Source organism: Streptomyces sp. NPDC003248 (assembly GCF_055563235.1).
Map to the genome: position 1 here is coordinate 146335 of NZ_JBVHDT010000001.1, position 25638 is coordinate 171972.

A 25638-nucleotide genomic window follows, 5' to 3' on the forward strand; every position below is an offset into this window, starting at 1 on the left:
GGAGCGGAGAAAACGGGAAGGCGGGAGTGGGTGGCCGACAAGACGGTGGCCGACGAGACCGTGGCCGACGAGACGGTGGCGGACGAGACACCCGACGGGAAGGTGGTGGGGATGGCGGAGGGAAGGCCGGCGGCCGCGGTGCGCGCGATGACCGTCTTCAGCGCCGCCGACGAGGAGCGCCGGCGCGGCGTACGGCGGATGAAGCTCACCGCGACCGGGCTGCTGCTGGTGGTGGCCGTGGTGTACGTCCTCGCCGAGTGGGCCTCCCACCGGGGCGCGGGCCCCTGGGCGGGCTATGTGGCGGCGGCCGCCGAGGCCGGCATGGTCGGCGCGCTGGCCGACTGGTTCGCCGTGACCGCCCTCTTCCGCCACCCGCTGGGCCTGCCCATCCCGCACACCGCGATCATCCCCACGAAGAAGGACCAGCTGGGCGTCTCCCTGGGCGAGTTCGTCGGGGAGAACTTCCTCTCCGAGGACGTCGTACGGCAGCGGCTGCGCGCGGTCGGCATCGGCTCCCGGCTGGGCGCCTGGCTGGCGGAGCCGCAGCACGCCGACCGGGTCACCGCGGAGCTGGCGACGGCCCTGCGGGGCGCGCTGACGGTGCTGCGCGACTCGGACGTCCAGGCGGTCGTCGGCGAGGCGATCACCCGGCGGGCCGACGCCCAGGAGATCGCGCCCGGCATGGGCAAGATGCTGGAGAAGATCGTCGCGGACGGCGGTCACCGGCGCGCCGTCGACCTGGTGGTCTCCCGGGCGCACGACTGGCTGGTGCTGCACGCCGACTCCGTGATGGACGCGGTGCAGGGCGGCGCGCCCGGCTGGACGCCGAGGTTCGTCGACCGCAAGGTCGGTGAGCGCGTCTACAAGGAGCTGCTGCGGTTCTGCGCGGAGATGCGGGACATGCCGTCCCACCCGGCCCGGGGCGCCCTCGACCGCTTCCTCACCGACTTCGCCTCCGACCTCCAGTCCGACACCGAGACCCGGGCGCGGGTCGAGCGGCTCAAGGGGGAGGTGCTGGGCCGCGGCGAGGTCCAGGACCTCATCGCCTCCGTCTGGACCGCGGTACGGTCCATGATCGTCGCGGCGGCGGAGGACGAGCGCAGCGAACTGCGCCTGCGGGTGCGGGCCGCCCTGCTCTCCCTGGGCACCCGCATGGCGACGGAGCACAGGGTCCAGGAGAAGGTCGACAGCTGGGTGGAGGGCGCGGCGGTCCACGTCGTGACGACGTACCGCACGGAGATCACCTCGCTCATCACCGACACCGTGGCCGGCTGGGACGCCGAGCACACCACCCGCAAGATCGAGGCCCACATCGGCCGCGACCTCCAGTTCATCCGCATCAACGGCACGGTGGTGGGCTCGCTGGCGGGCCTGCTGATCTATACGGTGGCGCGGGGGTTGGGGGCGTAGCGGGGGCGCGGCCGGGGCGGTCGTCATGCTTCCAGCGCCGGTGAGGGCAACCCAGCCCGTCCGGCGCTTGAGGACGAGGCCCTTTCGGGGCCGAAGCGGGGGCCTGGGGGCGGCAGCCCCCGGCAAGGCCCGCACCGACGCAGGTGCACCGCACGCACGCATGTACGTAGGTACGTACGTACATACGAAGCCGCCCCTGACCTGGCCCACGGCGTAAACCCGCACCCCCCGGGGCACCCGATCCCCGTTCCGCTCACGGAGGAGGGAGCCCATGACCACCGCCCAGGCCAGAGGCAGTGAGCCCGCCGAGACCGGCGGCCGCACCATCACCACCGACATCCCCGCCCGCCTCGACCGTCTCCCCTGGTCGCGCTGGCACTGGACGATCGTGATCGGTCTCGGCACCGTGTGGATCCTCGACGGACTCGAGGTCACCGTCGTCGGCAACATCGCCGGCCGGCTGTCGGAGCCCGGCAGCGGCCTGCCGATCACCTCCGGTCAGGTGACCGGCATCGCGGCCGCCCTGTACGTGGCCGGCGCGTGCGTCGGCGCCCTCTTCTGGGGCCGGCTGACCGACCGCTGGGGCCGCAAGAAGCTCTTCATGATCACGCTCGCGGTGTACCTCGCGGCCACCGCCCTGACCGCGGTCTCCTTCGACACCTGGTGGTTCCTGCTCTTCCGGTTCCTCACCGGCTTCGGCATCGGCGGCGAGTACGCGGCGATCAACAGCGCCATCGACGAGCTGATCCCGGCGGACTACCGGGGCCGCGTCGACCTGATGATCAACGGCAGCTTCTGGCTGGGCGCGGTCGGCGGTTCGCTGCTGTCGATCGTGGCGCTGGACACGGACGTCTTCGCGGCGAACGTGGGCTGGCGGCTGACGTTCGCCCTCGGCGCCGTCCTCGCCCTGGTCATCCTCCTCGTACGGCGCCATGTGCCGGAGAGTCCGCGCTGGCTGCTGATCCACGGCCGCGACGACGAGGCGGAACGGATCGTCTCCTCCATCGAGCGGAAGATCGAGGCCGAGTCGGGCGGGCCGCTGCCGCGGGCCGACGGCGAGATCACCATCCACCAGCGCCGCAGCGTCTCCTTCGCCGAGATCGGCCGTACGGTCTTCTCCGACTACCGCCGCCGCGCCGTCCTCGGTTTCTCCCTCTTCATCGGGCAGGCGTTCCTCTACAACGCCATCACCTTCGGCTTCGGCGCGATCCTGACCACGTTCTTCGACGTGCCCTCCGGCCACACCGGCTACTACTTCGCCGTCATCGCCCTCGGCAACTTCTTCGGCCCGCTGCTGCTGGGCAAGCTGTTCGACACGCTGGGCCGCCGGGTGATGATCTCGTCGACGTACCTGCTGTCCGGTCTGCTGCTGTTCGGCACGGCCTGGCTGTTCGACCGCGGCTCGCTGAGCGCGTCCACGCTGACAGCCTGCTGGTGCGTGGTGCTGTTCTTCGCGTCGGCGGGCGCGTCCAGCGCCTACCTGACGGTCTCCGAGATCTTCCCGATGGAGACCCGTGCGATGTCCATCGCCTTCTTCTACGCCCTCGGCACCGCCGCCGGCGGCATCAGCGGCCCCCTGATCTTCGCCGACCTCACCGGCACGGGCGAGGTCGGCGACACGGTGCTCGCCTTCCAGATCGGCGCCGGGCTGATGTGCGCGGCCGGCCTGGTCGCCGCGTTCCTCGCGGTACGGGCCGAGCGGCGCTCCCTGGAGGACATCGCCAAGCCGCTGACGGCGGCGGCGACGCAGGCGCGTGAGCGGGTGGCCTCCGGCGGGGCCGGACGGCCGGGCGGGCCGAAGGGGCCGCAGCCCCCGCAGCCTCCTCAGGGGCCGACGACGGCGACGGCGTGACGGCGGTCCACCACCGCCGACGAAGGGGGCCCACCCGGTGTGGGCCCCCTTCGTCCGTCAGCCGGCGGTGGACGACCGGCGTGGCGTGGATCCCTTCCCGCGCCGTCCGGCGGCCTGCCCGCCTGCCCGTCTACGCTCCCGTCGTCGACCCCGGCCGCACGATCATCAGGACCGTCACCGTCGCCCACAGCAGGTTGAACACGCCGGTGACCATGGCGAGCCGGACGGTCGCCTCCCGGCTTCCGGCGCCCTCGACGAGGGGCTCCTGCCCGGGCAGCACGAGCACGACCAGGACGATCGCGGCCAGCAGGGTCAGCGCGATCGACGCGATCAGCCAGGGGTCGCCCATCACGCCCATCGCGCCCGCCGTGAACACCCCGAAGACGGGCACCGCGATGCCGACGCCGGCGTACACCCGGCAGATGCGGTGCAGCAGCCGTACGGTCTCGGTCGCCCGGCTGTCGTCGGGTGAGGCCAGGGCGCGGCGGGCGGCGGGCGGGAACATGCTGGCCGCGACGGTGACGGGCCCGATGGCGACGATCGCGGCGAGGACGTGGACGGTGAGGAGGAACTTGGTCACGGAGCGACGGTAGGCGGGCGCCGGACCGGCGGGTAGTGGCGGGAGTGCCACAGGCCGACGGATTATCGCCAGGCGCTCACGTCCGCCGGTCGGCCACCGCCCACGAGGCCAGCGCGACGGCGCCCGCGACGCCGAACACCGACGGCCAGGCGCCCACCTTCTTCGCCAGCGGATGCGACGCGGCGAACGCGGCGACGTACGCGGCGGTCAGCGCCCCCGCGGCCGTCCCGCCGGCCCGCTGCCGCCACTGCCGTGCGGCCGCGGCCCCGGCGGCGGCCAGGACGACTCCGCCGAGCGGCCGCTCGCCGGTCCACCGCGCCACGCCGTACCCGCCGACGAGCCCACCGGCGGCGATCACCGCACTGGGAACCTTCGTCATCACTGCCTCCTCCGGCCTCCTGCGAGTCGTCCACGAGGCTAGCCCCGGACACCGTACGACCAGCCACGACCCCCCGGCCGGAACGGACACGCACAGGAAGCGCACCGCACCGCGCGCCACTTACCTGAGTCGAGGCTTGTCAACTTTCCTCCCGAGCGCTATACAAGAAGACGTAGGGCATCGCACCGAGAACCCGATGAGAGGAGTGGACCGTGATGCTCATGCGTACCGACCCGTTCCGCGACTTCGACCGACTCGCGCAGCAGGTCTTCGGCACCGCGAACCGTCCCGCCGCCATGACGATGGACGCCTACCGGGCCGGGGACGACTTCCTCGTCCACTTCGACCTCCCCGGCATCGACCCTGAGACGATCGAGCTGGACGTGGAACGCAACGTCCTCAGCGTCCGCGCCGAGCGCCGTTCCCCCGCCCCCGAGGGCGCGGAGGTCCTGGTCGCCGAGCGCCCCACGGGCACCTTCACCCGTCAGCTCTTCCTCGGCGACACCCTGGACACGGACCGCATCGACGCCTCGTACGAGGCGGGTGTCCTGACCCTGCGCATCCCCGTGGCCGAACAGGCCAAGCCGCGCCGCATCCAGATCACGGGCGGCGACAGCGGACCCAGGCAGCTGAGCGGCTGACCGGCCGCCCCTTTCTCCAGCGCGTCCCGCGGCCCCCGGGCACCTCGTCCCCCGGGCCGCGGGACGCGGACCGCTCACCTGCCACCCCGAGGAGGACCCCCGCAGCATGACCGCGACGACGACCACCCCGCCCACGGCGAGGACGGTGATCCCCGGCCCGCGGACGCGGCGCGCGCCCGGCACCGAGGACCGTTGGAGCGACCTGATCGCGTCGGTACGGACGGCGGGCCGGTACCCGACCACCGCCGAGGCCGAGCACATCACCCGTACCGTCCTGTCCGCCCTCGCCGCCCACGTCACCGGCGACGAGCGCGCGGCCCTGGCCGGAGCCCTCCCCCGGGAGGCGTCCGAGGAGATCACCACGCGCGTTCCGGCGCCCCGCCCGAGCCCGGCGGCGGAGTTCGTCGACACGATCGCCGCCCGCATCGAGGGCGCCACGGCGGCCACGGCCCGCTGGCACGCCGGCTCGGTCCTGGGCGTCCTGCCCACCCTGCTCGGCGACGACCTCACCGACCGCCTCCTGACCCACCTCCCACCCGGCTACGCCCTCCTCTTCGGCAGAGCGGAACTGACCCCCCGCAGGCCCCCGTCCCCCGACACTCCCCCCGCCCCCCGGCGGTGAGGGGCAACGCCCCGGCACGGACTCCGGCCGACGGACGACGGCGCCAGGACAACGGAAAGGGCGGCGCCCCCCTCGCCCGAGGGGGGCGCCGCCCCTACGTCCGCTCAGGCCACGGGGACGCAGTCGGTCCGCGGCGAGTCCAAGGGTGGCCGTTCCGGGCCGAGCCGGTGACACGGCACCCGTGGCCGCCGACCGCCGGAAGGCTCCGCCGCCCGGCGGGACCTTCCTCAGCCCCCGCCCCCGCCGGGCACCGAGCCCAGGACGGACACCACCCGACGTGACGGCATCGACCGCACACCCCCGCCTCACCACCCCCGACGGCATCCACCTCGCCTACCGCGACGACACCCCGGCGCACCCGCACCCGACGGCACCCCCGGCCGTCCTCCTCCACGGCCTCGCGGGCCACCTGGGCGAATGGGACCACCTCACCCGCCGCCTCCTGGCCGACGGCCACCGCGTGGTGCGCTACGACGCCCGCGGCCAGCCGCTGCTTCATCTCCAACCCAGCACGCAGACCTTGTAGCTCAGCCTCGGCCTCCGGCCGGCCACAGGCCGCCGCCCACGCGGTCAAGTCGGCCGAGCTCGGCGTCTGCTTACCGCTCTGAAGCCGGGACACCTTCGAGGGCTGCCAGCCGAGCCCTGCGGCAAGTTGCTTGCCGTCCAGACCGGCCTCGGCGCGCAGCTCGCGCAGCCGCGCACCGAGGGCTTCCCTTGCGGTCTGGTAATCCGTGCTCACACAGTGGAACGTACCCGCCCGGCGAATTCCTCGGTGCGGACGGCATGGTGCCAGGCAGCCTCCCGGGCCTGGCAGGCCGCCAGGACTTCGGCCGGGTCCTCGGTGACGTAGACGCCCAGGGTGGTGTCTTCGTCGTCGAAGGCGAAGCGGACGAGGACCGTGGAGTCGAACAGCCAGAAGTCGTCGTCGGGCAGTCGCAGTTGCTGCGCCTGCGCGCGGGTCAGATTGCGGATGTCCTCGCCCGCGGCGACATTGCCGGGCGCGCTGGCGAGGAGGAACCTCTGTCCCTGCGTGGGCGGCTCGTCGACCACCCGGACGCGCTCGAACCGTTTGCCCAGGGCGGTCTGCGCGCGCACGTTCGCCCGCCAGGCGTTGTCCGGGTCGCCGCCGATGTCCTCACCCGCGAGAAACCGGGCCCACTTGGGACTGTTGCGATCGGAGGCATAACCGCGCCGCGTCTCCAGGCGCCAAGCACTGTGCCGGAAGTCGCGGAAGAGGTCCGAGACCGAGGCGAACGGCTGGAGTCTCGGTTCGGTCTCCCGTTCTTCCCGGACGAAGATTTCGTCCTTGCCTCCGGCGTCGTACAGGGCGGGGCAGTCGCCGTCGGTGCCGGTCGTGCCGATGAACCTGGGTGTCACGTCACCCTCCGTCTGTGTCGGCCGGAGATTCGCGATGCGCGTGTCGGTCTGGTCGGCTCCCGGAAACTGCAGTCGCCGACGTGGAGGCTTCCTCCCCTGTCAGCCCTCGATGTGCTGCCCAACGGCATCCACGAAGGTGAGCCAAGCGGCGTACCCGATGGATATCACCGGCCCCCCCGAGTCCTTCGAGTCACGGACCAAGGCGCCGTCGTCGGTCACCGCGCACTCCACGCACTCCCCACCCGCACCGTTGCTGTGCGACGACCTGACCCACTGGGGACGTGCATCACCGCTGGGCTTCGCCATGCTCATTCCGCGTATTCCTTCAGAACCGATTCGATCAGATGGGTCGAGCGCCGAGGACTCAGAGCCGCCGCCCGCAGACCGTCGAACGCCCGTGTGTACTCCCGTACATGATGCTCGCCCTCCAGGTAGACGGCATCGGTGATGCCGTCCCGGTAGACGAGGTCGGGATCCTCCGGGGCGGGAAAGCCCAACATGGTGAAGGAGCCCGTGACCGGGTACGTGCCCGAGTCGAAGGACAGGACCTGCAAGGTCACGGACGGCAACCGGGCGGTGTCCAGGATGCGTTCCAACTGCTCCCGCATCAACGTCCGGTCTCCGATGACGTTGCGCAGGGCGCCTTCGTGCACGATGAACCAGGACTCCGGGGCGTCGGGGCGGCTCAGCATGGCCTGGCGCTCCATACGGACGCGCACGGCCCTTTCCACGTCCGCCGCGGTCATGTGCCCGCACGTCGTGTGCAGCTCGGAGGCGTACCCGAGCGTCTGCATGAGGCCGGGCACCACCTCGCACTGGTACTGGCGGAAGGTGGACGCGTCCTGTTCCAGGCCGATGTAGATGTTGAACCACTCCGGCACGCCGGAGCCGTGGACCTGCCACCACCCCCGCACCTTGGCCTGCCGGGCCAGTGACTTGAGGAACTCCCGCATGTCGTCGCTGGTGCCGTAGAACCGGCACAGGGCGTCGATGTCGGACGGTTGGACCCGGCCGCTCCCCGTCTCCATTCGGTTGACCTTGGAGCCGCTCCAGTCCAGCGCCTGGCCGACCTGGGCGCAGGTGAGCGTGCTGCGCTCGCGAAGCTTCTTCAGCTCGATGGAGAGGCGGCGACGGCGTGCCGTGGGTGAGCCTGCCATATCAACCCCGATTCGGATAGCGGGCGTTCAGTCTCGCGCCAAGGGGTGTGCCTGCCAATCACTCGGAAGTGGGAATCCCGCCGTGCACATTGCACGAAGGGATCCGCAGCCAGCACTCTGAGGGCGACACAACTCATCGTGACGCTTCATGACTCTTCGCACTCAAGGGGGCGTCGCCGCGACGAGAGGGGTTTTCGGTGAGTCAGGACGTGTGCATGCCGCGCAAGCCGTGGAGCCGTGCTTTCACGGCGGAGCCGACGGAGGTGGCCGGCCTGCGCCGGGCCCTGCGGTCGCACCTCGCCATCTGGGGACTGCACGGCATCGCCGACGACGCCCAGCTCTGCCTCAGCGAGCTGGTGTCCAACGTCATCACGCACGTGGGCCCCGGCACTCCGGCCACGCTCACGGTCCTCATGCGCGGCGTACATCTGCGCATCGAGGTCCGCGACCCCGACACCCGCGCCCTGCCCACCCTGCTCGACTCGAACGTCGACTCGGAGGGCGGACGGGGCATGGCCCTCGTCGACGCGGTCGCCGAACGCTGGGGCGTCGAACTGCGCGTCGACCGGAAGGTCACGTGGTGCGAGCTGGCGACGAAGCCGACCACGTCCGTCTCGGCTCGGGACAGCTCACGCCTGAACAGAGCTGAAGGGCTGTTGGACCTCTATGGCAGAGAGTGCGGGTGGCAGGTGAAGCGAGTTCCCCCGCACGGGCTGAGCCTGGCCCGTGCGGAGGAAATGGCGATCGACATCATCGTCGACCTCCTCCAATGGCTGCACCACCACGGGCGAGACGCCGAACGGATCCTCGACCGAGCCCACATCCACTTCACGGGAGGAGCCAACGCCTCTGCCTAGGTGACTACACGGGTCCTCATCCGCTGGTGATCGATGCGTAAGACATGACATCGGCGGGAAGCTTGTGGTGCAGCTCCCACGTGATCGCCATGGGCTTGCTGCCGGTGTGTCCCGCATACGTCGCTGGCCCCAAAAGCATCCACGGCTCGGCCTTGAGGATGCTGTTGCGCTTGTAACGCCGCAAGAAGAGAAGGACGTGACTGCCCCGCTCGGCGTGCTGCCGATAGCGCAGGCCGGTCGCGGAGTTCTCCGGAGTCGTGCTCTGCGACTCCCAGTGGAAGCGGGTGGGGCTGAGGGCGTAGTCCTTGTAGCGGACTGTCGGCGAGAAGTCCCGCTCGTCCTTCTCGAGGGTGATGAGGAGAGCGTCGGTCTTGAGCTCCTCCACCCATCGCACCCCTTGCCCGAAATCTCTCGGCATCTGGCCTCCCAGTTGGGCCACGCCCAGGGCCGAGAGGATCTCGGAGCGGTTGTAGGAGCTGTGGATCTTCAGGGGGACCTGGGCGAGCGGTCCTTCCAAGGGAAGGGGAAAGTGGTCGGTACCTTCCAGGACGTACGTGAGAACTTGCCGGAGTTCGTCCCGGAGTCCGGTATGAGCGCGCAGTGTTTCCAGCCCCTGCCGGTAGCTGGTGAAACCGCCGGCATTGTCCCAGAGGTTGAAGAAGAGCATACGGGCGTACGCCTTCTCCCGAGCCGCAAGAGAGTCGTAGTCGGGTGCGTCGTCGCCGAGGAGGCGGAGGTATGCCTGGGTCCGTTCCGGGTCGTCCACGTGGAGGAAGGCGTGGACCCGCTTGAGGAGCTCTGCTTCACCTGATGGTGCCTCCTCCCGCATCAGTCCCGCCTTCCGGAGCACCTTGGTCCAGGAGTTGTCGCTCTTGTACAGCTCCTGGATGTCCCGGCGGCTCTCGCGCAGGTAGTCCGCCAGCCGCGGCGTGCTGTAGTCCCTGACTTCCTTGGCCAGCGTGGTGATGGTCGCCTTGAGCTGTGTGCGGATGTTGTTGAGCACCAAATCCTTGGACTTGCCCTCCAGGATGATCTGGCAGCCGGAGGGCAACTGCGGAAAGCCGTGCTCGATGCTGTCGACGAGCCGGTTGCGCGACAGGTTGGTCAGGGCCCGGAACTGCTCCTCGAAGCGGAATTCGGCCCGGTGCTGACCGATGAAGTCGAGCACCGTCAGGACAGGCTTGTTCGGCGTTCGTCGCAATCCGCGCCCCAACTGTTGCAGGAAGACGGTCGCGCTGTTCGTGGGCCGCAGGAGCAACAACGTGTCTACATCGGGAATGTCCAAGCCTTCGTTGAACAGGTCGACGGAGAAGATCACCTGTATGCGGCCGGCCTTGAGGTCGGCCAGGGTGCGCTCGCGCACCGCCGGGGGCGAGTCGCTGTCGAGGGCTTCGGCTGCGAACCCGGCCTCGCGGAAGCAGGCGGCCATGAAGCGTGCGTGAGCTTTGGTCACGCAGAAGCCGAGGGCGCGCATTGCGGCCGGGCGGGAGATCTTTTCCTGAACCTGCTTGATGACGATCCGAGCCCGGGCGTGATCGCCGGTGTAGAGATTGCCGAGTTGGTCGCGGTCGTAGGCGCCGGATCGCCAGTTGAGGTTGGTGAGGTCGGTGCCGTCCGGGAGCCCGAAGTAATGGAACGGGCAGAGCAGGTCGTTTTCGAGGGCTTCCCAGAGCCGTAGTTCGGCGGCGATGCGGCCATCGAAGAACTCGTCCTGCACATTGCGCCCGTCCATCCGTTCCGGGGTCGCCGTCAAGCCGAGTAGTTGGGGCGGCTGGAAGTGATCGAGGACCCGGCGGTAGGTGTCAGCCGTGGCGTGGTGGAACTCGTCGATGACGATGACGTGGAAGTGCTCGGGAGCAAGCTGCTCGAGCCGTTGGAGATTGAGGGACTGGACGCTGGCGAAGACATGCGTCCACTCCTTCGGCTCCTCGCCGCTGTGCAGCAGCTCACCGAAAGACGCGTTGTCCAGGACCTCTCGGTAGGTCCTCAGAGATTGCCGCAGGATCTCCTTGCGGTGGGCTACGAAGAGGAGTGGCGGGAGGGCTCCGCCCAGGGCGTCGCGCATGTTCCGGTAGTCCAGCGCAGCCATGACGGTCTTGCCGGTGCCGGTCGCGGCGACCAGGAGATTCCGCTGACGACCGCGAATCTCCCGTTCGACGCGGAGGCGCTCCAACATGTCTCTCTGATGGGGGAGCGGACGCACCTCCAGACCGGAGAGGCTGATCTTTGGATCGCCGGCCGGTCCGATGCCGCCTGCCTGGGCTAGCGCGTCGTCCAGCCGCTTCCCGTCCGCATCAGGGTCATACGCTTCGAACGCCGAGTCCGCCCAGTAGGCGTCGAACGTCGCCTCGAACTTGTCGAGCACCCTGGGGGTGGCCACCGACGACAGCCGCACGTTCCACTCAAGGCCGTCGAGTAGCGCGGCCTTCGACAGATTCGAGCTGCCCACATACGCCGTGTCGAAGCCGGTGTTGCGCCGGAAGAGCCAAGCCTTCGCATGGAGGCGGGTCGATCTGGTCTCGTAGTTGACCTTCACTTCGGCGCCGAACTCGCGGACCAGCCGGTCCAAGGCGAGTCGATCCGTGGCACCGATGTAGGTGGTCGTGATGACGCGGATCGGGACGCCCCGCTCTTTCGCTGAGCGCAGGGAGTCCTCGAGCACGCGTATGCCATACCACTTCACGAACGCGCACAACAGGTCGATGCGGTCCGCCGTGGCGAGCTCTGCCCGCAGTTCCGCGCCCAGGCTGGGGTCGTCCGGGGCGTTGGTGATCAGAGCCGTTTCGGAGAGGGGAGTCAGAGGCCGAATCGCGTAGACACCCGGGGCCTCTTGCTCCGCCAAGGCGAGCAGTTGGCGCGGCCCGTCAGCGATCGTGGCGGCCTCCTCGACGGGATCAGGAGCGCTCGCGGCCAGCGACTTCATGATCTGATTGGCGGCGGCCACCTGCTCGCGTTGCGGCAGCCGACTCAACCGGCGTGCCACGGCCTCGCCGATATGCCGGGCCAGCACGTGGGGCGTGGAACCTTCGCTGACCTCTGCGTCGATGGCTTTCCACCCAGCCGCTTCGAGGCCTTCGAGCTGGTGCTGGAGATCCTGGGTAATGAGCTCTTCATAGACGCCCGCGACCGGCCGTGTCCGTTCCCCCGAGTTCGCCACAACCGCCCCTTCACTCACCCATGTCGATGTGGGTCTGTTGTAGCAGCAGCGACTGACAACCGACGGGCCCAGGGGTGAGAGCGATCGTTTGGAGAGCCCGCCAGTCGTCAAAGCAGGCTCATCACTCCCAGCCCAAGACCGAACGAGCACAACAAAACGCCGCATACGAGGTACGTGTAAGGACTGAACGACGCCTGCGTCCGCACCACGACCACCCGTCGAGGGTCCGCGGGGTCGTACCGGACGACCACCTCGTAGCCGACCCGCAGCACATGCCGGTCCGCGTTCAGTGGCGCTCGTCGGTACGTCTGCTCCTGTGGGCCCGCCCGGTAGCGGACCTGGGCGGGGTGCACCACGGTTCCCTCGCGTCGCGGGCCACGTACGACCTCGCCCTCCGCGCGGACTCCCCGGACGCCCAGCCGCCGCAGGCCTTCGCGCCCCCGAAGAGCGCCCCGGGTGACGCGGAGGCCGTAAGCCGGCCAGCCCGCGGCGAAGATCAAGGCGAACGTCAGCCACGGCTGGGTCATCGTCGCCCGCCCCGGGCGGCGTGGTGAGCCTTACGCCTGCGTACTGCCGTGACACCCCTCATAGGCCCGCCCCGACCCACACCAGCACCCCGCCCCCCTCTGCGGCGGCCAAGCCACCGCTCGTCCCCGGGCCGCCAGGGTCGTCGCGTACTGCGGCAGCAGTTCGGAGTCCTCCGGCGAGGCGCCCTCGGAGGCGGCGAAGGCCTCGTACGACGGCACCGTCCCGGTCACGATGCCCAGGTTCGCGGTGCCGGAAGCGGAAAGTTCGCGCAGGGCGGCCTCTATCGTCGCGAGGTGCTCCTCGTGGGAGGGGTACTCCGTCGCGAGCGTCGGGTAGGCGGTCAGCAGCTCCGTCAGTTCGGCGGTCGGCCAGTGCAGCACGGCCACGGGGAAGGGGCGGGAGAGGGCCTCCCGGTATGTCCCCAGCTCCGCCCGGAGCCGCCAGATCTCCGCCTCCAGCTCCGCCGGGTTGTCGGAGCCGAGGGACCAGACCCGCTTGGGGTCGTGCAGTTCGTCCAGGGACACCGGGGAGGTGTGCAGCGCGTCCGCGAGGGCGTCCCACTCGTCGTGGCCGGCGCCCAGCAGGCGCCGTACCCGGTGGCGGCCGAAGAGGAGGGGGTGGGTGGAGTAGGGGGGCTCGGCCACGTCCGTCAGCAGCAGGCGCACGCCTTCGGTGAACGTCTCCTGCGCCGCCTCCAGCTCGTCGTGGGACTCCAGGGCCTCCGCGACGATCACCCAGGGCGCCGGGTCGCGGGGGGCCGTCGTGCGGAGGCCGTCGATGATCGCGCGGGCCTCCGCCTCGTGGCCGTACTCCCACAAGTTGGACGCCTTGAGGGCGCGGACCAGGTGCGGCTGCTCCAGGCCGTCCGCGGAGGACAGCAGACGGTCGTAGAGGGCGGTCGCGGCGGGGCGGTCGCCGGACAGCTCCAGGTGGGCCGCGGCTTGCAGCAGCAGGGCCTCGGCGTCCTCGGGGTACAGTCCGGCGGTCCGCTCCAGGCGTGCCGCTTCGGCGAGGTGGTCGACGTTCTCGGCGGGCGTGTCGGGGCGCATGCACGACACCGTACTGCCCGCCGGTGACAAAGGAGAGACAGGTGCCGGCCGACGGCCGCGGGGTCAGGAGTCCGCCGTGTCGTCGGGCGTCGACGCGAGCTCGATGCCGCGCACCCTGCGCAGCCAGGCGAAGAACAGCCGCAGCGCGATCCCGCACCCCGCGCACCAGCCCCAGCCCTCGGTGAGGAGCGCGTGCAGGCCGTCCTCGTGCCGGATGTAGACGATCTGGGCGCCGACGGCCGCGGCGATCAGCCCGTTCGTCCGGGAGTCCGTCGACAGCAGCCAGTCGACCGGCAGCCACAGGGGGCCGGTGATGTCGCGGAGGCGCAGGCGGAGGGCTGCCCAGAGGAAGCCGAGGGCGTACGCCGTCCTGCGGTGCGGCGACAGGACGACGCCGTTCTCCGGGTCGCCGGCGAGGATCGCGGCCCATTCCTCGCGCAGGTGCGCCCTGCGGTGCCCGGCGACGAAGGACGCGAGGCCGAGTGCGCGGTGCGCGGTCCTGTCGGGCGGGCGGGCCGGACGGTGGGGTGTCTCCGCCTCGCCCTCCGCTTCCGGGGCGGGAGAGCGCAGGGCCGTGATCAGGAGGCCCACGGCGGCTGCCAGGATCGAGGCCGCCGTCGCCGCGCCGAACACCCAGCCGGTGGCGAGCAGGTCCTCGATCAGGGCGTGGTCCGGGTCGAGCAGCTTCAGGACGTAGCCCACCAGCAGGAAGATCGCTGCCGCCGTGCCGGCCAGCACCGGTGCCAGGACGGCGGTGACGGCCAGTGCCCCGGCCCGGGGGATGCCGTCCGTTCGCAGTGCGTCGTCACGCTCGTCCCCGCTCACGCCCGACCCCCCTCCGCCCCGGCCGCCAGTCCGAAGAACCGGGGCTTGCGCTGCCGCGCCTGGTGCGCGGCCTGGCGGCCGGCGGCGGTGAGCTCGTAGTAGAACCGCTTCGGGCGGCCGGGGTGGTCGCCCGTCTCCTCGGACCGCGTGATCCAGCCGGCCTCGACCAGGCGCTCCAGGATGGGGTAGACGGTGCCGGAGCCGAGGTCCGCCTCCTCGCAGATCTTCAGGCCCCAGGCGGGGCTGTCGGGGGTGGACGCCAGCAGCACCTTGATCACTTCGAGTGTCGGGCGGGTGAGGCGGATCGATGCCATACGGCGAGTGAAGCAGCCCGGCGACCGTATGTCGAGAACGATAATCGGTGCGTGGTGCACGCACCCGGCGCCGGGACGTCACGCCGTCAGACCACCACCCCGTCCACCTGCAACGTCTGCACCGCCCCCGCCGCGAACGGCACGCTCACCGTCTTGCCGGAGAGGTACGTGTCCGAGTGGGCCGTGTAGAGGTCGCCGCCGCCCGCCGTCACCGTGTTCCAGCGGGGGACCAGGCCGCCCGAGCCGCCGGTGACCGTGGAGAAACGGGACAGGTCGAAGGTCAGGGTCTGGGCCGACGCCGACGTGTTGGCGGCCACGACGACCAGGCGCCGCGCCGTGCGGTCGAGGGCGGCCACGGCGTAGGAGACGCCGGTGTCCAGGATGGTCATGCCGGGGCGGATGTGGCGGCTGAACTGGGCCATGACGTAGTACTTCGTCGTGACCGCGCCGGGCTGGAGCGTGGCCGCGTCGTACGCGATCATCGCCCAGTTCGTCGACGGGTCCATGACCTGCCAGTAGACCCAGGCCGTGGGGTGCAGCCAGCGGAAGTCGTAGAGCAGGTTGCCCGCCATGGTGAGGCCGGTGCCGTCGTTGTCGCCGGTCTCCGAGTTCCACAGGACCTTCTTCGCCGTCGTCACGACGTCCGTGTACAGCAGGTCCCGGCGGCCGCCCGAGCCCTGGTAGCCGTGCACGTTGACCTGGTCCACCAGGGCCTTCGTGGACGACGGGAAGGAGTTCCAGGTCGTGCGCGCCAGGTCGTAGCTCGTCTCGTCCGACGCGGAGATCCGCACGTCCGTCAGGCCCCGCCCGTCCAGCTCGCTGCGCAGGTACGGCAGTACGGCGGCCTGGACGGCCGCGTCCATGTGGCAGCCCTCCTGGGTGCCGGTCGCCGTCCACCAGGACGACGACGGCTCGTTGAAGGGGTCGACCGTCGCGAAGTCCACGCCCCAGTCGTCCCTGGCGCGCAGGGCCACGGCGGCGAGGTGGGAGGCGTGCTGGCGGTAGTTCCAGGACTGGAGGTTGTTGCCGCCGTCCGCCGCGCCGGAGGGGTTGTGGTTCAGGCACATCCACCACATGGGGGAGTTGGCGAACAGCTCGGTGACCGCGCCCCTCTCCACCGCCTTCACCAGCATCGCGCGCTGGTTGGCGTCCGCCGTCCAGTCCCAGGCGGAGGAGGCGGGGTCCTCGTCGTTCCAGTCCTGCCAGTAGCCCTCGATCTGCTTGAAGCCGGGGATGTTGGCGGAGGCGACCATCGTCTCGCCGCCCACGCTGTTCCAGCCGCACGCGCCGAGGTTGTAGCGGGCGATGTTCAGGCCGAGCCCGGGCAGCGTCCTGCCGCCGTACGACACCGAGTTCGTCGTGAAGAAGAGGTCGGCGAAGTCGTTGCGGGCGCCGAAGACGTTGGCCCACCAGGCGAGGGAGGTGCCCCAGCCCTCCCAGGTGCCGTACGTGGTGGACGGGGTGACGGCGATCGTCGCGTCGGCGCGGGCCGTGCCGGTCGCCAGGGCGCTTCCGAGGACGGCTCCGCCCGTGGCGGCCAGCAGGGTTCTGCGTCGGATCATGGCTTCTCCGCTTCACTCGGCGAGCGGGGCGGCCGTCCCGGCCGCCCGCGACTCGTGCGGGGACGTGAGTGCATGAGGGGTGAGCGCGCGTCACGAAGCATCAGGGGTCACGCGTGGTGTTGTCGAGGGTTCCGACAGGCCTTTCCCGAACCGGTGGAGGAAGGGGCGGGAACCGTCTCGGTGGTTCCGGGCGTTCTCATGGGGCAGAGGGCAGGGACGGGCTGGAGAGGTGGAGGGGAGGGGTGCCTGTGATCCGCGTGTGGTCCTCCGCGCTGCGCCCCGCAGTCCTCCTCCTCCTTTTCTCCTTCTTCCTCCTCCTCGACGTCGCCCTCCTCGCCACCGGCGGTCTCACGGCCACCGTCGCGCTCGCCGCGACCGCCGCCGCCGGTGCCGCGCTCGCCCTCTGCTGTCTCGCCGCGGCGCGCTGCGCTCCCGCCGTACCTCCCACCCGGGTGCGGACGGCCATACGGGACCGGGACCGGCGTACGGCCTTCCTGCCCCAACGCGACCCCGACGCCTCCGGCCGGCCACGGCCCAGGGCACCCGGGTCCGCCCTCCCGGCGACCGCCGCGTAGGGCACTCCGGTCCCCCCGGTGCACCCCGGTGCATCGGTGCGTCCCGGTACACCCTTGTACCCCGCACTCTCCCGTGGGTGACCCCGCGCGGGTCGTCATGCCGTCAGCCCGTTCTCCTCCCGGCACGACGAGACCCCTGGAGGGCTCCTCCCCCATGTCCGCACTCCTGTCCGCCTTCGTCCACCTCGTCGAGCGGTTCGCCGTCCTGCTCGAACCCCTCTTCCACGCCTCCGCGGCGGCCGCCGCAATCGTGCTGTTCACCGCTCTCGTACGACTCCTCGTCCACCCCCTGTCCCGGGCCGCGGCGCGCGGTCAGCGGGCCCGGGCCGCGCTCCGGCCGCGCATCGCCGAACTGCGCAGGAAGCACGCGCGCGACCCGGAGCGGCTCCAGCGGGCGGTCCTGGAACTGCATGCCGGGGAAGGGGTCTCGCCGCTGTCGGGCTGCCTGCCGAGCCTGCTCCAGGCGCCCGCGTTCCTCCTCCTCTACTACGTCTTCTCGCACGCGTCGGTGGGCGGCGGGACCAACGGACTGCTCACCCACCGGCTCCTCGACGCGCCCCTCGGCGACCGCTGGACCGACGCCCTGGCCGCCGGCGGGGTGTTCGGCGGGGCGGGGCTGGTCTACCTGGGCCTGTTCGCCGTCGTCACGGCCGTCGCCGCCTTCGGCTACCGGCTCGCGCGGCGGACGGCGGCCACGGACCCGGCGATGGCCGTCACCGACGACACGCCCGGCGCGGGCGCGGTCACCGCCGTCACCCGCCTCATGCCGTTCCTGCCCTTCCTCACCCTCGTCACCGTCGCCGTCGTGCCGCTGGCCGCCGCGCTGTACGTGGTCACCAGCGCGGCGTGGAGCGCCGTCGAGCGGGCGGTGCTGTACCACCGCTGACCCCGCCGACCCTGATGGCCGACGACCAGGGCCTCGGATCCCGGAACCCGGAACCCGGGGCCCGGATCCTGGGGCCCTGGGGCCCTGGGGCCTGGAGCCTGGGGCCCGGAAATCTGGGACCCCGCGACCTCGGGGCCGACCGTGACGGTCCAGTACGTGAACCGGGTATTGCGGAGTGGACCCCCAGCTTGGAGGATCGACCAGTCATCCGATGGCTGCACCCGTCGGAGGGCGCCCCGCGAGCGAGGGAGATAGTGATCATGAAGCTGCTGCGCGTCGGTACGGAGGGGGCGGAGCGCCCCGCGCTGCTCGACGCCGAGGGAACCCTGCGGGATCTGACGGGTGTCGTGGACGACGTCGACGGCGCGCTGCTCGCCGACGACGCGGCGCTCGGCCGGGTCCGGGCCGCCGCCGAGTCGGGCGGGCTGCCCGTGCTGGACGCGGCCGGACTGCGGATCGGGTCGCCGGTCGGCCGGATCGGCAAGGTCGTGTGCATCGGCCTGAACTACCACGACCACGCCCGCGAGACCGGGTCACAGCCGCCCGCCGAGCCCGTCGTCTTCTTCAAGGCGGCGGACACCGTCGTCGGGCCGTACGACACCGTGCTCGTGCCCCGCGGGTCCACCCGGACCGACTGGGAGGTCGAACTGGCCGTCGTCGTCGGCCGTACCGCCCGCTACCTGGAGTCGGCCGAGGAGGGTCTCGCGCACGTCGGCGGCTACGCCGTCGCCCACGACGTCTCCGAGCGGGAGTTCCAGATGGACCGCGGCGGGACCTGGGACAAGGGCAAGAACTGCGAGACGTTCAACCCGCTGGGGCCGTGGCTGGTGACGGCGGACGAGGTGCCCGACCCGCAGGCGCTCTCCCTGCGGCTGTGGGTCAACGGCGAGTTGAAGCAGGACGGCACGACCGCCGAGCAGATCTTCCCGGTGGGCGAGGTCGTGCGGTACGTCAGCCAGTTCATGACCCTGTACCCCGGGGACGTCATCAACACCGGCACACCGGCGGGCGTGGCCTTCGGGCAGCCGGAGCCGAAGCCCTATCTGCGGGCCGGGGACGTGGTGGAGCTGGAGATCGCCGGACTGGGCCGGCAGCGCCAGGAGCTGAAGGACGCGTAGGCGCTCCGCGGGGGCGGGGAGGAGGGGGCGGCGGCGAACTGCGGAGGCGGGGAACTGCGGCGGCCGGGAACTGCGGTGGCCGCACCGGCCTCCGCCCCGCTTCCGTCCCGCCCCCCGCTTCCGCCCCGCCCCCGCTTCCGCCCCGCCCCCGCCTCCGCCCCGCCCCGGAGTGGGCTGCTCAGCCCTTGTTCAGGAACTCCTCCAACGCCTCCACCACGAACCGGTGGTCCTCCAGTTGCGGCAGCCCGGACACGGTCACCGCGCCGATCACGCCGACGCCCTCGACGTTGATCGGGAACGAGCCGCCGTGGGCCGCGTAGGTGTCCGGGTCGAGGCGGGAGGACTCCTCGAAGGTCGTGCCCTTGGCGCGGAAGCGGGAGCCGACCAGGTAGGAGGAGACGCCGTAGCGCTCCACGACGCGCCGCTTGCGGGCGATCCAGGCGTCGTTGTCGGGGGCCGAACCGGGCAGCGCCGCGTGGAAGAGCTGCTGGCCGGCGCGGTGGATGTCGATGGCGACCGGGGCCTGGCGCTCCCGGGCCAGCTCCACCAGGAGCGTGCCGAGCGCCCAGGCGTCGTCGTGGGTGAACCGCTTCAGGACCAGCCGCCGTTCCTGGGCCTGGAGCTCCTCCAGGGTCGGGGTGATCTCCGGGGTGAACCTCGGGGTGTTCTCGTGGGTCACAGCGTCACCGCCACTCCGTCTCGTGCCGAACGGCGGGCCGCCTCCAGTACGTCGAGGGCGGCGGCCGCCTCCAGGGCGGTCACCGGGTTGGGACCGCCGTCGGTCAGTGCCTCGGCCACCGCAGCGTAGTAGGCCGGGTAGTCGCCGGGCAGGGTCGGCACGGCACGTCCGCCACCGGTCCGCGGGGACTCGCCGGCGCCGAGACGGCCCCACCGGCCCTCGGGTTCCGTCCCCCAGCCGGGGCCGGGGCGCAGGCCCTCGCGGAGCGCGGCCTCCTGCGGGTCCAGGCCGTGCTTGACGTACCCGGCCTTGGAGCCCAGCACCCGGAAGCGCGGGCCGAGCAGGGCGGCCGTCGCGGAGACGTAGAGGTGGGACCTGACGCCGCCGGCGTGCGTGAGCGCGATGAAGGTGTCGTCGTCCGCCTCCGCGCCGGGGCGGCGGACGTCCGACTCGGCGAACACCCGCGTGACCGGGCCGAACAGGACCAGCGCCTGGTCGACGACATGGCTGCCGAGGTCGTACAGCAGACCTCCGATCTCTGCCGGGTCGCCGGACTCGCGCCAGCCGCCCTTCAGCTGCGGCCGCCAGCGCTCGAAGCGGGACTCGAAGCGGTACACGTCACCCAGCTCGCCGTCGGCGATCAGCCGGCGCAGGGTGAGGAAGTCGTTGTCCCAGCGGCGGTTCTGGAAGACGGAGAGCAGCAGCCCGCGCTTCTCGGCGAGGGCGGCCAGCTCCCGCGCCTCGGCGGCCGTGCCGGAGACCGGCTTGTCGACCACGACCGGGAGGCCGGCTTCCAGGGCGGCCGTGGCGAGCGGGACGTGCGTCCGGTTCGGGGACGCGATGACGACGAGGTCCAGCTCGCCGGCCCGGGCGAGCAGCTCGTCCGGGCCGGCGACGACGCGTACGTCCGGGAACTCGGCGCGGGCCTGTTCCTGCCGCTCCGGGTTCGAGGTGACCACCGTGTCGAGGGCGAGGCCCTCGGTGGCGGCGATCAGCGGGGCGTGGAAGACGGAGCCCGCGAGGCCGTAGCCGATCAGGCCGACGCGGAGGGGGGTACCAGTCATGCCCTCCACTTTCGCAACGCTGTTGCCAAAGTGCAAGCGGGAGGGAGAATGGAGGAGTGAACAGGACCAACGACGGCTCGGCGGGCGGGGCGGCGCGCGGCACGGCGGTGGGGGCGAACCAGCTCGCGGTGCGCAGCCACAACACCGCGCTCGTGCTCGACCTGCTGCGCACGGCCGGCCCCGACGGCATCAGCCGGCTCGAACTGGCCGAGCGCACCGGGCTCACCCCGCAGGCCGTCAGCAAGATCACCGCCCGGCTCCGGGACGAGGGGCTCGCGACGGAGGCGGGCCGGCGCGCCTCCACGGGCGGGAAGCCGCGCACGGTCCTGCGGCTCGTCCCCGGCGCCGGGCACGCGGTCGGCGTCCACCTCGACCGCGACGAACTGCGGCTCGTCCTCGCAGAGCTCGACGGACGGGTGGTGGGGGAGCGGTGCGTCCCCCTGGACCTGGGGGCGGGGGCGGAGGCCGTCGTGGGGACGGTGGTGCGGGAGACCGAGGCGGTGGTGGACCAGGTGCTGGGGGGTGCCGGTGCGCACACCGGCGCGAGGGGCACGGGCGCGGGGGCGGAGGCGGCTCCGGGGGCGGCCGGGGGTGCTCGTCCGGGGGCGGAGACGGCTCCGGGGGCGGCCGGGGGTGCTCGTCCGGGGGTGGAGGCGGCTCCGGGGGCGGCCGGGGGTGCTCGTCCGGGGGCCGCGGACGCGGGCGCGGACACGGGCGCCGCGGGTGGTGCCGGTGGGCGTTCCCGCGCGCTGCTCGGCGTGCTCGGCGTGGGGGTCGCCCTGCCGGGCCCCCTCGATCACGTCAACGGCGTCCTGCACCGCGTCACCGGCTACCCCGAGTGGGACGGCTTCCCCCTGCGGGACGCGCTCGCGTGGCGGCTCGGGGTACCGGTCGTCGTCGACAAGGACACCAACGCCGCCGCACTCGGCCTCGCCGTCGGCGGCGAGGGCGGCTCCTTCGCCTACCTCCACCTCGGGACGGGGCTCGGCGCCGGCCTGGTGATCGGCGGGAGCGTGCACCGGGGGGCCCGCACCGGTGCCGGTGAGTTCGGCCACCAGGTCCTCCAGCTCGACGGGCCGCCCTGCCCGTGCGGCAACCGCGGCTGCGTGGAGGCGCTGTGCCTCGCGGCCATAGCCCGGGGCGACACCGCCGAGGCGGCCCGCGTCCTCGGCACGGCCGCCGCCAATCTGGCCGGTCTGCTGGACATCGACCGGCTCCTGCTCGGCGGCCGTACGATCACGGCCTCCCCGGAACCCTTCCTCCGGGGCGTCACCAGCGTCCTCGCGGTCCGCGCCCACCGCGAGGGCGCCCCGAAGGACCGGGTCCCGGTACGCCTCGCCCCGGGCGGCGCCCGCGGGGTGGCGGAGGGCGCGGCCCAGTTGCTCCTCGGCCCGGTGTTCGGCCGGGCGGACGGCTGAGCCACCGCCTCCTCCATATGAATGGATTCGCACGGCCGTGCGGAGCGTCGTCCCTCCCGCCCCCGCCCCACCCGGCAGGCTCACGTGTTCATGCGACTGTGCACACCCGTCTCCCTCTGCCTCGCCGCGGCCGCCGCCCTCGGAGGTGCGCCGGCCCCCGCGCACGCGGAAGCCGGTCCCGGTTGTGCCGGCCCCGACACCGGCGACTTCCCGCTGACCACCCGCCTCCACGGCGGCCCCGCCTCCTACCGGGCCGGCGGCGGATTCGGCACCTGGTACCTCGACCTCACCAACACCACCGGCCGTACCTGCACCGGCGTCCACCCGGTCGTCGTCCTCGTCGACGCCGAGCGCTCCCTGAAGCCGTCCCAGCCGCACCTGGAGTTCTACGCCGACGGCCGCCCCCACCCCGTCCACTTCGAGACGACCGACGAGGACGAACTCGTCGGAGCCCTCACCGACCGGCCCACCGCCGCCACCGGGCCGACCGCCTCCACCACCATCACCAGGTCCTCCACCTCCACCTCCACCACCACCGCCATCACCAGGTCCACCGCGTCGACCGGATCCGCCGAGTGGTCCGGGGCGTCCGCGCGCGCCCCCTTCGCGGGCTTCACCGTCCCCCCGCACAAGACCCTCACGGTCAAGCTGCGCCTCGCCCTCACCTCGGACACCGTGCCCAACGAGGTCACCGTCAACGCGGCGGTCGTCCAGCGGCACGGAGACGACGGCGAGTGGATCGGGCAGTCGAACGACTACCGCTTCACCGTCGAGGCCGGTGGACGCTCCACCACCCGCGAGACCGCACACGGGACCGCGCCGGGTACCGCTCCGGGAACCGGTACCGAATCCGCGCCGGAGACCGAGTCCGGGACCGATAGCGAGGCCAGGACCGATACCGACACTGATACCGACACCGATACCGACACCGCGACCGATCCCTCGGCCTCCGCCTCCGCCTCCGCTTCCACCCCCGCCCCGGCCACCGGCCTGCCGTATCTCGCCGAGGAGGCGAGGGAGATGGCCCGCACCGGCCTCGCCTCCCCGGCCGTCGTCCTCGCCGCCACCGCCTGTCTCCTGGCCGTGGGAGTCGCCCTGCTGCTCGCGCGCAGACGCCGCTGACCGCCGAACCCGGCGCAAACAGGCCATTCCCTCAAGATCGGCCTGTGATTAGGCTGGGGCCGCACGCAGCACCGCGTGGCGTACGGCACAGGAGATCCCGCACATGGCAGACCGCAAGCCCATCGAGTCGTGGCTCACCGACATGGACGGTGTGCTCATCCACGAGGGCGTCCCGATCCCCGGCGCCGACTCCTTCCTGAAGAAGCTGCGTGAGTCGGGCAAGCCGTTCCTCGTCCTGACCAACAACTCGATCTACACCCCGCGCGACCTGCACGCCCGGCTGCGCCGGATGGGCCTGGACGTGCCGATCGAGAACATCTGGACGTCGGCGCTGGCCACCGCGAAGTTCCTCGACGACCAGCGGCCGAACGGCTCCGCGTACGTCCTCGGCGAGGCCGGTCTGACCACCGCGCTGCACGACATCGGCTACATCCTCACCGACCACGAGCCGGACTACGTCGTCCTGGGCGAGACCCGCACGTACTCCTTCGAGGCGATGACCAAGGCGGTCCGGCTGATCAACGGGGGCGCCCGTTTCATCTGCACCAACCCGGACGAGACCGGCCCCTCCACCGAGGGCCCGCTGCCCGCGACCGGCGCGGTGGCCGCCCTGATCACCAAGGCGACCGGCAAGAACCCCTACTTCGCGGGCAAGCCGAACCCCCTGATGATGCGCACCGGGCTGAACGCGATCGGCGCCCACTCCGAGAGCAGCGCGATGATCGGCGACCGCATGGACACCGACGTGCTGGCGGGCATCGAGGCCGGCATGCAGACGTTCCTGGTGCTCACCGGTCTGACCGGGCCCGAGCAGGTCGAGAACTTCCCGTACCGGCCGTCGCAGATCGTCGACTCGATCGCGGACCTGGTGGACCGGATCTGACCGAACCGTTCACCCGCGGAAACTGACCCGTTCGGAGTAGCGGCGCCCCGGTCTGAGATGCGGGGCGCCGAGCCGGGGAGGAATCTCCAGATAGCTGGAGGTTCACCATGCGCTCACTGAAAGCAACACTCTGTGCCGGTGCCGCGGCCGTCGCCGTGGCGCTCGTCCCGGCGGCCTACGCGGCGGACGGCGGGGGCGGGGGAGACGGCGGAGGCGGGGCGGGCGAGGTCTCGGTGACGCCGACGACGCCGTCCCCGGGCGCCGAGGTCTCACTGCGGGTCAGCGGCTGCCGCGGGACGACGGCCACGGCCGCGTCGGACGCGTTCGTCTCGGACGCCCGCCTCGTCGGCACGGACGGCACCCTGACCGGCGAGACCCGGGTCCGCTCCTCGCTCGCCCCGGGTTCCTACGCCGTGACGATCGTCTGCGCCGACTTCCGGATCACCGGCTCGATCCGGGTGGTGCCGGCGTCGGCGCGCCCGTCGGGGTACGCCTCGCCCGTCGCGCCGGTCCGCGCGGGCGGCGGTGGCGCGGCTCCGCTCGCCTCCGCCGAGGAGGCCCGGGTGGACGGTCCCGGCATCGCCCACACGGTCACCGGACTGGTCCTGGCGGGTGTCGCCGCCGTCGCCGTGGCGCTCCGGACGGTGCGCCGCCGCCCCGGGACGGACTGACTCCGTGACCGGACGCGAGCGCTCTTCGGGGCGCCTTCTGACCGGCGCGGCCTGGGCGCTGCTCCTGTTCGGGCTGTGGCTGTGGGGGCGCGAGGTGACCGACGTGCGCCCTGTGACGTCCGCGCCGACCACGGGTGACGTGGCGGCCGTCGGCCGGCCCGGCGACGCCCCGCTGCCGCCCGCCGCGAAACCGCTGGGAGCCGCGCTGCCGCGGCGCATCGACATCCCCGAACTGGGTGTGCAGGCGCCGGTGGTGGCCCGCGGGCTGGACGGGCGGGGCGGGATCGACCCGCCGCCCTACGACCAGGCGGGCGTCGTCGGCTGGTACGGGGCCGGGGTGAAACCCGGCGCGGCGGGCACCGCGCTGATGGTCGGACACGTCGACACCGAGACCCGGCCCGCCGTCTTCTACAAGCTGAGCACCCTGGAGGCCGGCGAGACGATCCGCGTGGCCCGCGCCGACGGCAAGGTCGCCGAGTTCACCGTCGACGACATCGAGGTCGTCCAGCGCGACCGCTTCGACGCCCGGCAGGCCTACGGCACCCGGGCCACGGGCCGCGCCGAACTGCGGCTGATCACCTGCGGCGGCACCTTCGACCGTGCGAGCGGCAGCTACTCGGCGAACGTGATCGTGTCGGCGTACCTGACCGGGACCGCGGTGTGATCCGCGCAGCAGAAAGCCCCTCGCTCACGCGAGGGGCTTTCCGGTCTGTGCGCCGCCAGGGACTCGAACCCCGGACCCGCTGATTAAGAGTCAGCTGCTCTAACCAACTGAGCTAGCGGCGCCTGCTGACAACGACAACTCTACAGGACGTCCCGGGGTGCTCCCGACCGCCGTCCGGCTGAGCCGGGTGGTCCGCGCCACCCCCGGGGAGGGCCCGTGCCACCCCCGGGGAGGGGTCCGCGTACATC

27 protein-coding genes, 1 tRNA gene and 1 pseudogene are annotated in these 25638 nt (G+C 71.9%); 14 read left to right on the plus strand and 15 right to left on the minus strand.

The genetic code is table 11. The features are described 5' to 3' along the window. The first annotated feature begins 111 nt into the window (after positions 1-111). Both ACZ3KJ_RS00610 and ACZ3KJ_RS00615 read left to right on the plus strand, forming a co-directional pair. Positions 112-1410: a DUF445 domain-containing protein gene (locus ACZ3KJ_RS00610; protein WP_467524768.1), complete on the plus strand. Its 1299-nt coding sequence runs from the start codon at positions 112-114 to the stop codon at positions 1408-1410. A gap of 271 nt (positions 1411-1681) precedes the next feature. After that, positions 1682-3262 carry an MFS transporter gene (locus tag ACZ3KJ_RS00615; RefSeq protein WP_467523543.1) on the plus strand — a complete coding sequence of 527 codons (1581 nt, stop codon included), beginning with the start codon at positions 1682-1684 and terminating at the stop codon, positions 3260-3262. Between the two features lie 130 nt (positions 3263-3392). Here ACZ3KJ_RS00615 and ACZ3KJ_RS00620 read toward each other — a convergent pair whose 3' ends face one another. Both ACZ3KJ_RS00620 and ACZ3KJ_RS00625 read right to left on the minus strand, forming a co-directional pair. Beyond that, positions 3393-3842 carry a hypothetical protein gene (locus ACZ3KJ_RS00620; RefSeq protein WP_467523544.1) on the minus strand — a complete coding sequence of 150 codons (450 nt, stop codon included), beginning with the start codon at positions 3840-3842 and terminating at the stop codon, positions 3393-3395. A gap of 76 nt (positions 3843-3918) precedes the next feature. Beyond that, complete coding sequence (locus ACZ3KJ_RS00625) at positions 3919-4221, minus strand: hypothetical protein (protein WP_467523545.1); 303 nt, start codon at positions 4219-4221, stop codon at positions 3919-3921. A gap of 215 nt (positions 4222-4436) precedes the next feature. Here ACZ3KJ_RS00625 and ACZ3KJ_RS00630 point away from each other — a divergent pair, with 215 nt between their 5' ends. The 3 genes from ACZ3KJ_RS00630 to ACZ3KJ_RS00640 all read left to right on the plus strand — a co-directional run bounded on the left by ACZ3KJ_RS00630 (position 4437) and on the right by ACZ3KJ_RS00640 (position 6010). Then, on the plus strand, positions 4437-4862 hold the full coding sequence (locus ACZ3KJ_RS00630; protein WP_467523546.1) for an Hsp20/alpha crystallin family protein: 426 nt from the start codon (positions 4437-4439) through the stop codon (positions 4860-4862). A 106-nt stretch (positions 4863-4968) separates the two neighbouring features. Continuing rightward, positions 4969-5484 carry a DUF2267 domain-containing protein gene (locus tag ACZ3KJ_RS00635; protein WP_467523547.1) on the plus strand — a complete coding sequence of 172 codons (516 nt, stop codon included), beginning with the start codon at positions 4969-4971 and terminating at the stop codon, positions 5482-5484. A gap of 277 nt (positions 5485-5761) precedes the next feature. Next, on the plus strand, positions 5762-6010 hold the full coding sequence (locus ACZ3KJ_RS00640; protein ID WP_467524821.1) for a hypothetical protein: 249 nt from the start codon (positions 5762-5764) through the stop codon (positions 6008-6010). Here ACZ3KJ_RS00640 and ACZ3KJ_RS00645 read toward each other — a convergent pair. The 4 genes and pseudogenes from ACZ3KJ_RS00645 to ACZ3KJ_RS00660 all read right to left on the minus strand — a co-directional run. Then, positions 5960-6223, minus strand: a pseudogene (locus ACZ3KJ_RS00645) (helix-turn-helix domain-containing protein); the annotation flags it as partial. The gene ACZ3KJ_RS00640 and the pseudogene ACZ3KJ_RS00645 sit on opposite strands and share 51 nt — an antisense overlap. Next, complete coding sequence (locus ACZ3KJ_RS00650; protein ID WP_467523548.1) at positions 6220-6861, minus strand: DUF6879 family protein; 642 nt, start codon at positions 6859-6861, stop codon at positions 6220-6222. The pseudogene ACZ3KJ_RS00645 and the gene ACZ3KJ_RS00650, both read right to left, overlap by 4 nt. Positions 6862-6960: 99 nt before the next feature. Beyond that, entirely contained in the window at positions 6961-7173 is a 213-nt protein-coding gene (locus tag ACZ3KJ_RS00655; RefSeq protein ID WP_467523549.1) for a DUF397 domain-containing protein, read from the minus strand. Then, positions 7170-8018: a helix-turn-helix domain-containing protein gene (locus ACZ3KJ_RS00660; RefSeq protein ID WP_467523550.1), complete on the minus strand. Its 849-nt coding sequence runs from the start codon at positions 8016-8018 to the stop codon at positions 7170-7172. The genes ACZ3KJ_RS00655 and ACZ3KJ_RS00660 overlap by 4 nt, the downstream gene beginning before the upstream one ends. Before the next feature lie 215 nt (positions 8019-8233). Between ACZ3KJ_RS00660 and ACZ3KJ_RS00665 the strand changes: the two genes are divergently transcribed. Next, complete coding sequence (locus tag ACZ3KJ_RS00665) at positions 8234-8875, plus strand: ATP-binding protein (RefSeq protein WP_467523551.1); 642 nt, start codon at positions 8234-8236, stop codon at positions 8873-8875. 16 nt (positions 8876-8891) lie between these two features. Here ACZ3KJ_RS00665 and ACZ3KJ_RS00670 read toward each other — a convergent pair whose 3' ends face one another. The 6 genes from ACZ3KJ_RS00670 to ACZ3KJ_RS00695 form a co-directional block, all read right to left on the minus strand. Next, positions 8892-12032, minus strand: coding sequence for a DEAD/DEAH box helicase (locus tag ACZ3KJ_RS00670; RefSeq protein WP_467523552.1), 3141 nt, complete (start codon positions 12030-12032; stop codon positions 8892-8894). Between the two features lie 107 nt (positions 12033-12139). Beyond that, on the minus strand, positions 12140-12559 hold the full coding sequence (locus ACZ3KJ_RS00675) for a DUF3592 domain-containing protein (protein WP_467523553.1): 420 nt from the start codon (positions 12557-12559) through the stop codon (positions 12140-12142). Between the two features lie 30 nt (positions 12560-12589). Then, complete coding sequence (locus ACZ3KJ_RS00680) at positions 12590-13609, minus strand: SEC-C domain-containing protein (protein WP_467523554.1); 1020 nt, start codon at positions 13607-13609, stop codon at positions 12590-12592. A gap of 63 nt (positions 13610-13672) precedes the next feature. Continuing rightward, a complete protein-coding gene (locus tag ACZ3KJ_RS00685; protein WP_467523556.1) occupies positions 13673-14434 on the minus strand; it encodes a hypothetical protein in 762 nt (253 codons plus the stop codon). Beyond that, positions 14431-14748 carry a PadR family transcriptional regulator gene (locus ACZ3KJ_RS00690; RefSeq protein ID WP_467523557.1) on the minus strand — a complete coding sequence of 106 codons (318 nt, stop codon included), beginning with the start codon at positions 14746-14748 and terminating at the stop codon, positions 14431-14433. Before ACZ3KJ_RS00690 ends, ACZ3KJ_RS00685 begins: the two co-directional genes overlap by 4 nt. 86 nt (positions 14749-14834) lie before the next feature. Continuing rightward, positions 14835-16310: a glycoside hydrolase gene (locus tag ACZ3KJ_RS00695; RefSeq protein ID WP_467523558.1), complete on the minus strand. Its 1476-nt coding sequence runs from the start codon at positions 16308-16310 to the stop codon at positions 14835-14837. 248 nt (positions 16311-16558) lie between these two features. On the opposite strand from ACZ3KJ_RS00695, the gene ACZ3KJ_RS00700 reads away from it, so the two are divergent. The 3 genes from ACZ3KJ_RS00700 (at position 16559) to ACZ3KJ_RS00710 (ending at position 18889) form a co-directional block, all read left to right on the plus strand. Next, on the plus strand, positions 16559-16885 hold the full coding sequence (locus tag ACZ3KJ_RS00700; protein ID WP_467524770.1) for a DUF6412 domain-containing protein: 327 nt from the start codon (positions 16559-16561) through the stop codon (positions 16883-16885). Positions 16886-17051: 166 nt separating this feature from the next. Continuing rightward, the gene (locus tag ACZ3KJ_RS00705; protein WP_467524772.1) at positions 17052-17771 is read left to right on the plus strand and encodes a YidC/Oxa1 family membrane protein insertase; all 720 of its coding nucleotides are present in this window, start codon (positions 17052-17054) and stop codon (positions 17769-17771) included. A gap of 260 nt (positions 17772-18031) precedes the next feature. Further along, positions 18032-18889 (plus strand): fumarylacetoacetate hydrolase family protein, encoded by an 858-nt coding sequence (locus ACZ3KJ_RS00710; protein ID WP_467523560.1) that lies wholly within the window; start codon positions 18032-18034, stop codon positions 18887-18889. A 178-nt stretch (positions 18890-19067) separates the two neighbouring features. On the opposite strand, the gene ACZ3KJ_RS00715 is transcribed toward ACZ3KJ_RS00710, so the two are convergent. Beyond that, positions 19068-19568, minus strand: a complete 501-nt coding sequence (locus tag ACZ3KJ_RS00715; protein WP_467523561.1) for a heme-degrading domain-containing protein — start codon at positions 19566-19568, stop codon at positions 19068-19070. Continuing rightward, positions 19565-20632, minus strand: a complete 1068-nt coding sequence (locus ACZ3KJ_RS00720) for a Gfo/Idh/MocA family protein (protein ID WP_467523563.1) — start codon at positions 20630-20632, stop codon at positions 19565-19567. Before ACZ3KJ_RS00720 ends, ACZ3KJ_RS00715 begins: the two co-directional genes overlap by 4 nt. 56 nt (positions 20633-20688) lie before the next feature. Here ACZ3KJ_RS00720 and ACZ3KJ_RS00725 point away from each other — a divergent pair, with 56 nt between their 5' ends. The 5 genes from ACZ3KJ_RS00725 to ACZ3KJ_RS00745 all read left to right on the plus strand — a co-directional run bounded on the left by ACZ3KJ_RS00725 (position 20689) and on the right by ACZ3KJ_RS00745 (position 25390). Then, positions 20689-22050, plus strand: coding sequence for an ROK family transcriptional regulator (locus tag ACZ3KJ_RS00725; protein WP_467523565.1), 1362 nt, complete (start codon positions 20689-20691; stop codon positions 22048-22050). 90 nt (positions 22051-22140) lie between these two features. Beyond that, entirely contained in the window at positions 22141-23172 is a 1032-nt protein-coding gene (locus ACZ3KJ_RS00730; protein WP_467523566.1) for a hypothetical protein, read from the plus strand. A 103-nt stretch (positions 23173-23275) separates the two neighbouring features. Then, on the plus strand, positions 23276-24055 hold the full coding sequence (locus ACZ3KJ_RS00735) for an HAD-IIA family hydrolase (RefSeq protein ID WP_385062375.1): 780 nt from the start codon (positions 23276-23278) through the stop codon (positions 24053-24055). Positions 24056-24162: 107 nt separating this feature from the next. Beyond that, a complete protein-coding gene (locus ACZ3KJ_RS00740; RefSeq protein WP_467523567.1) occupies positions 24163-24726 on the plus strand; it encodes a hypothetical protein in 564 nt (187 codons plus the stop codon). Positions 24727-24730: 4 nt separating this feature from the next. Continuing rightward, positions 24731-25390: a class F sortase gene (locus ACZ3KJ_RS00745; RefSeq protein WP_467523568.1), complete on the plus strand. Its 660-nt coding sequence runs from the start codon at positions 24731-24733 to the stop codon at positions 25388-25390. Positions 25391-25438: 48 nt separating this feature from the next. On the opposite strand, the gene ACZ3KJ_RS00750 is transcribed toward ACZ3KJ_RS00745, so the two are convergent. Continuing rightward, positions 25439-25512: transfer RNA gene (locus ACZ3KJ_RS00750), tRNA-Lys, on the minus strand. Between the last annotated feature and the right edge of the window lie 126 nt (positions 25513-25638).

What these genes read in the sequence shown, in the direction of transcription:
- ACZ3KJ_RS00610 (WP_467524768.1), top strand. Translation starts at nt 112, where the DNA reads ATGGCGGAGGGAAGGCCGGCGGCCGCGGTGCGCGCGATGACCGTCTTC.
- ACZ3KJ_RS00615 (WP_467523543.1), top strand. Translation starts at nt 1,682, where the DNA reads ATGACCACCGCCCAGGCCAGAGGCAGTGAGCCCGCCGAGACCGGCGGC.
- ACZ3KJ_RS00665 (WP_467523551.1), top strand. Translation starts at nt 8,234, where the DNA reads ATGCCGCGCAAGCCGTGGAGCCGTGCTTTCACGGCGGAGCCGACGGAG.
- ACZ3KJ_RS00730 (WP_467523566.1), top strand. Translation starts at nt 22,141, where the DNA reads ATGCGACTGTGCACACCCGTCTCCCTCTGCCTCGCCGCGGCCGCCGCC.
- ACZ3KJ_RS00635 (WP_467523547.1), top strand. Translation starts at nt 4,969, where the DNA reads ATGACCGCGACGACGACCACCCCGCCCACGGCGAGGACGGTGATCCCC.
- ACZ3KJ_RS00695 (WP_467523558.1), bottom strand. Translation starts at nt 16,310, where the DNA reads ATGATCCGACGCAGAACCCTGCTGGCCGCCACGGGCGGAGCCGTCCTC.
- ACZ3KJ_RS00625 (WP_467523545.1), bottom strand. Translation starts at nt 4,221, where the DNA reads ATGACGAAGGTTCCCAGTGCGGTGATCGCCGCCGGTGGGCTCGTCGGC.
- ACZ3KJ_RS00660 (WP_467523550.1), bottom strand. Translation starts at nt 8,018, where the DNA reads ATGGCAGGCTCACCCACGGCACGCCGTCGCCGCCTCTCCATCGAGCTG.
- ACZ3KJ_RS00630 (WP_467523546.1), top strand. Translation starts at nt 4,437, where the DNA reads ATGCTCATGCGTACCGACCCGTTCCGCGACTTCGACCGACTCGCGCAG.
- ACZ3KJ_RS00690 (WP_467523557.1), bottom strand. Translation starts at nt 14,748, where the DNA reads ATGGCATCGATCCGCCTCACCCGCCCGACACTCGAAGTGATCAAGGTG.
- ACZ3KJ_RS00655 (WP_467523549.1), bottom strand. Translation starts at nt 7,173, where the DNA reads ATGAGCATGGCGAAGCCCAGCGGTGATGCACGTCCCCAGTGGGTCAGG.
- ACZ3KJ_RS00675 (WP_467523553.1), bottom strand. Translation starts at nt 12,559, where the DNA reads ATGACCCAGCCGTGGCTGACGTTCGCCTTGATCTTCGCCGCGGGCTGG.
- ACZ3KJ_RS00720 (WP_467523563.1), bottom strand. Translation starts at nt 20,632, where the DNA reads ATGACTGGTACCCCCCTCCGCGTCGGCCTGATCGGCTACGGCCTCGCG.
- ACZ3KJ_RS00740 (WP_467523567.1), top strand. Translation starts at nt 24,163, where the DNA reads ATGCGCTCACTGAAAGCAACACTCTGTGCCGGTGCCGCGGCCGTCGCC.
- ACZ3KJ_RS00735 (WP_385062375.1), top strand. Translation starts at nt 23,276, where the DNA reads ATGGCAGACCGCAAGCCCATCGAGTCGTGGCTCACCGACATGGACGGT.
- ACZ3KJ_RS00680 (WP_467523554.1), bottom strand. Translation starts at nt 13,609, where the DNA reads ATGCGCCCCGACACGCCCGCCGAGAACGTCGACCACCTCGCCGAAGCG.
- ACZ3KJ_RS00710 (WP_467523560.1), top strand. Translation starts at nt 18,032, where the DNA reads ATGAAGCTGCTGCGCGTCGGTACGGAGGGGGCGGAGCGCCCCGCGCTG.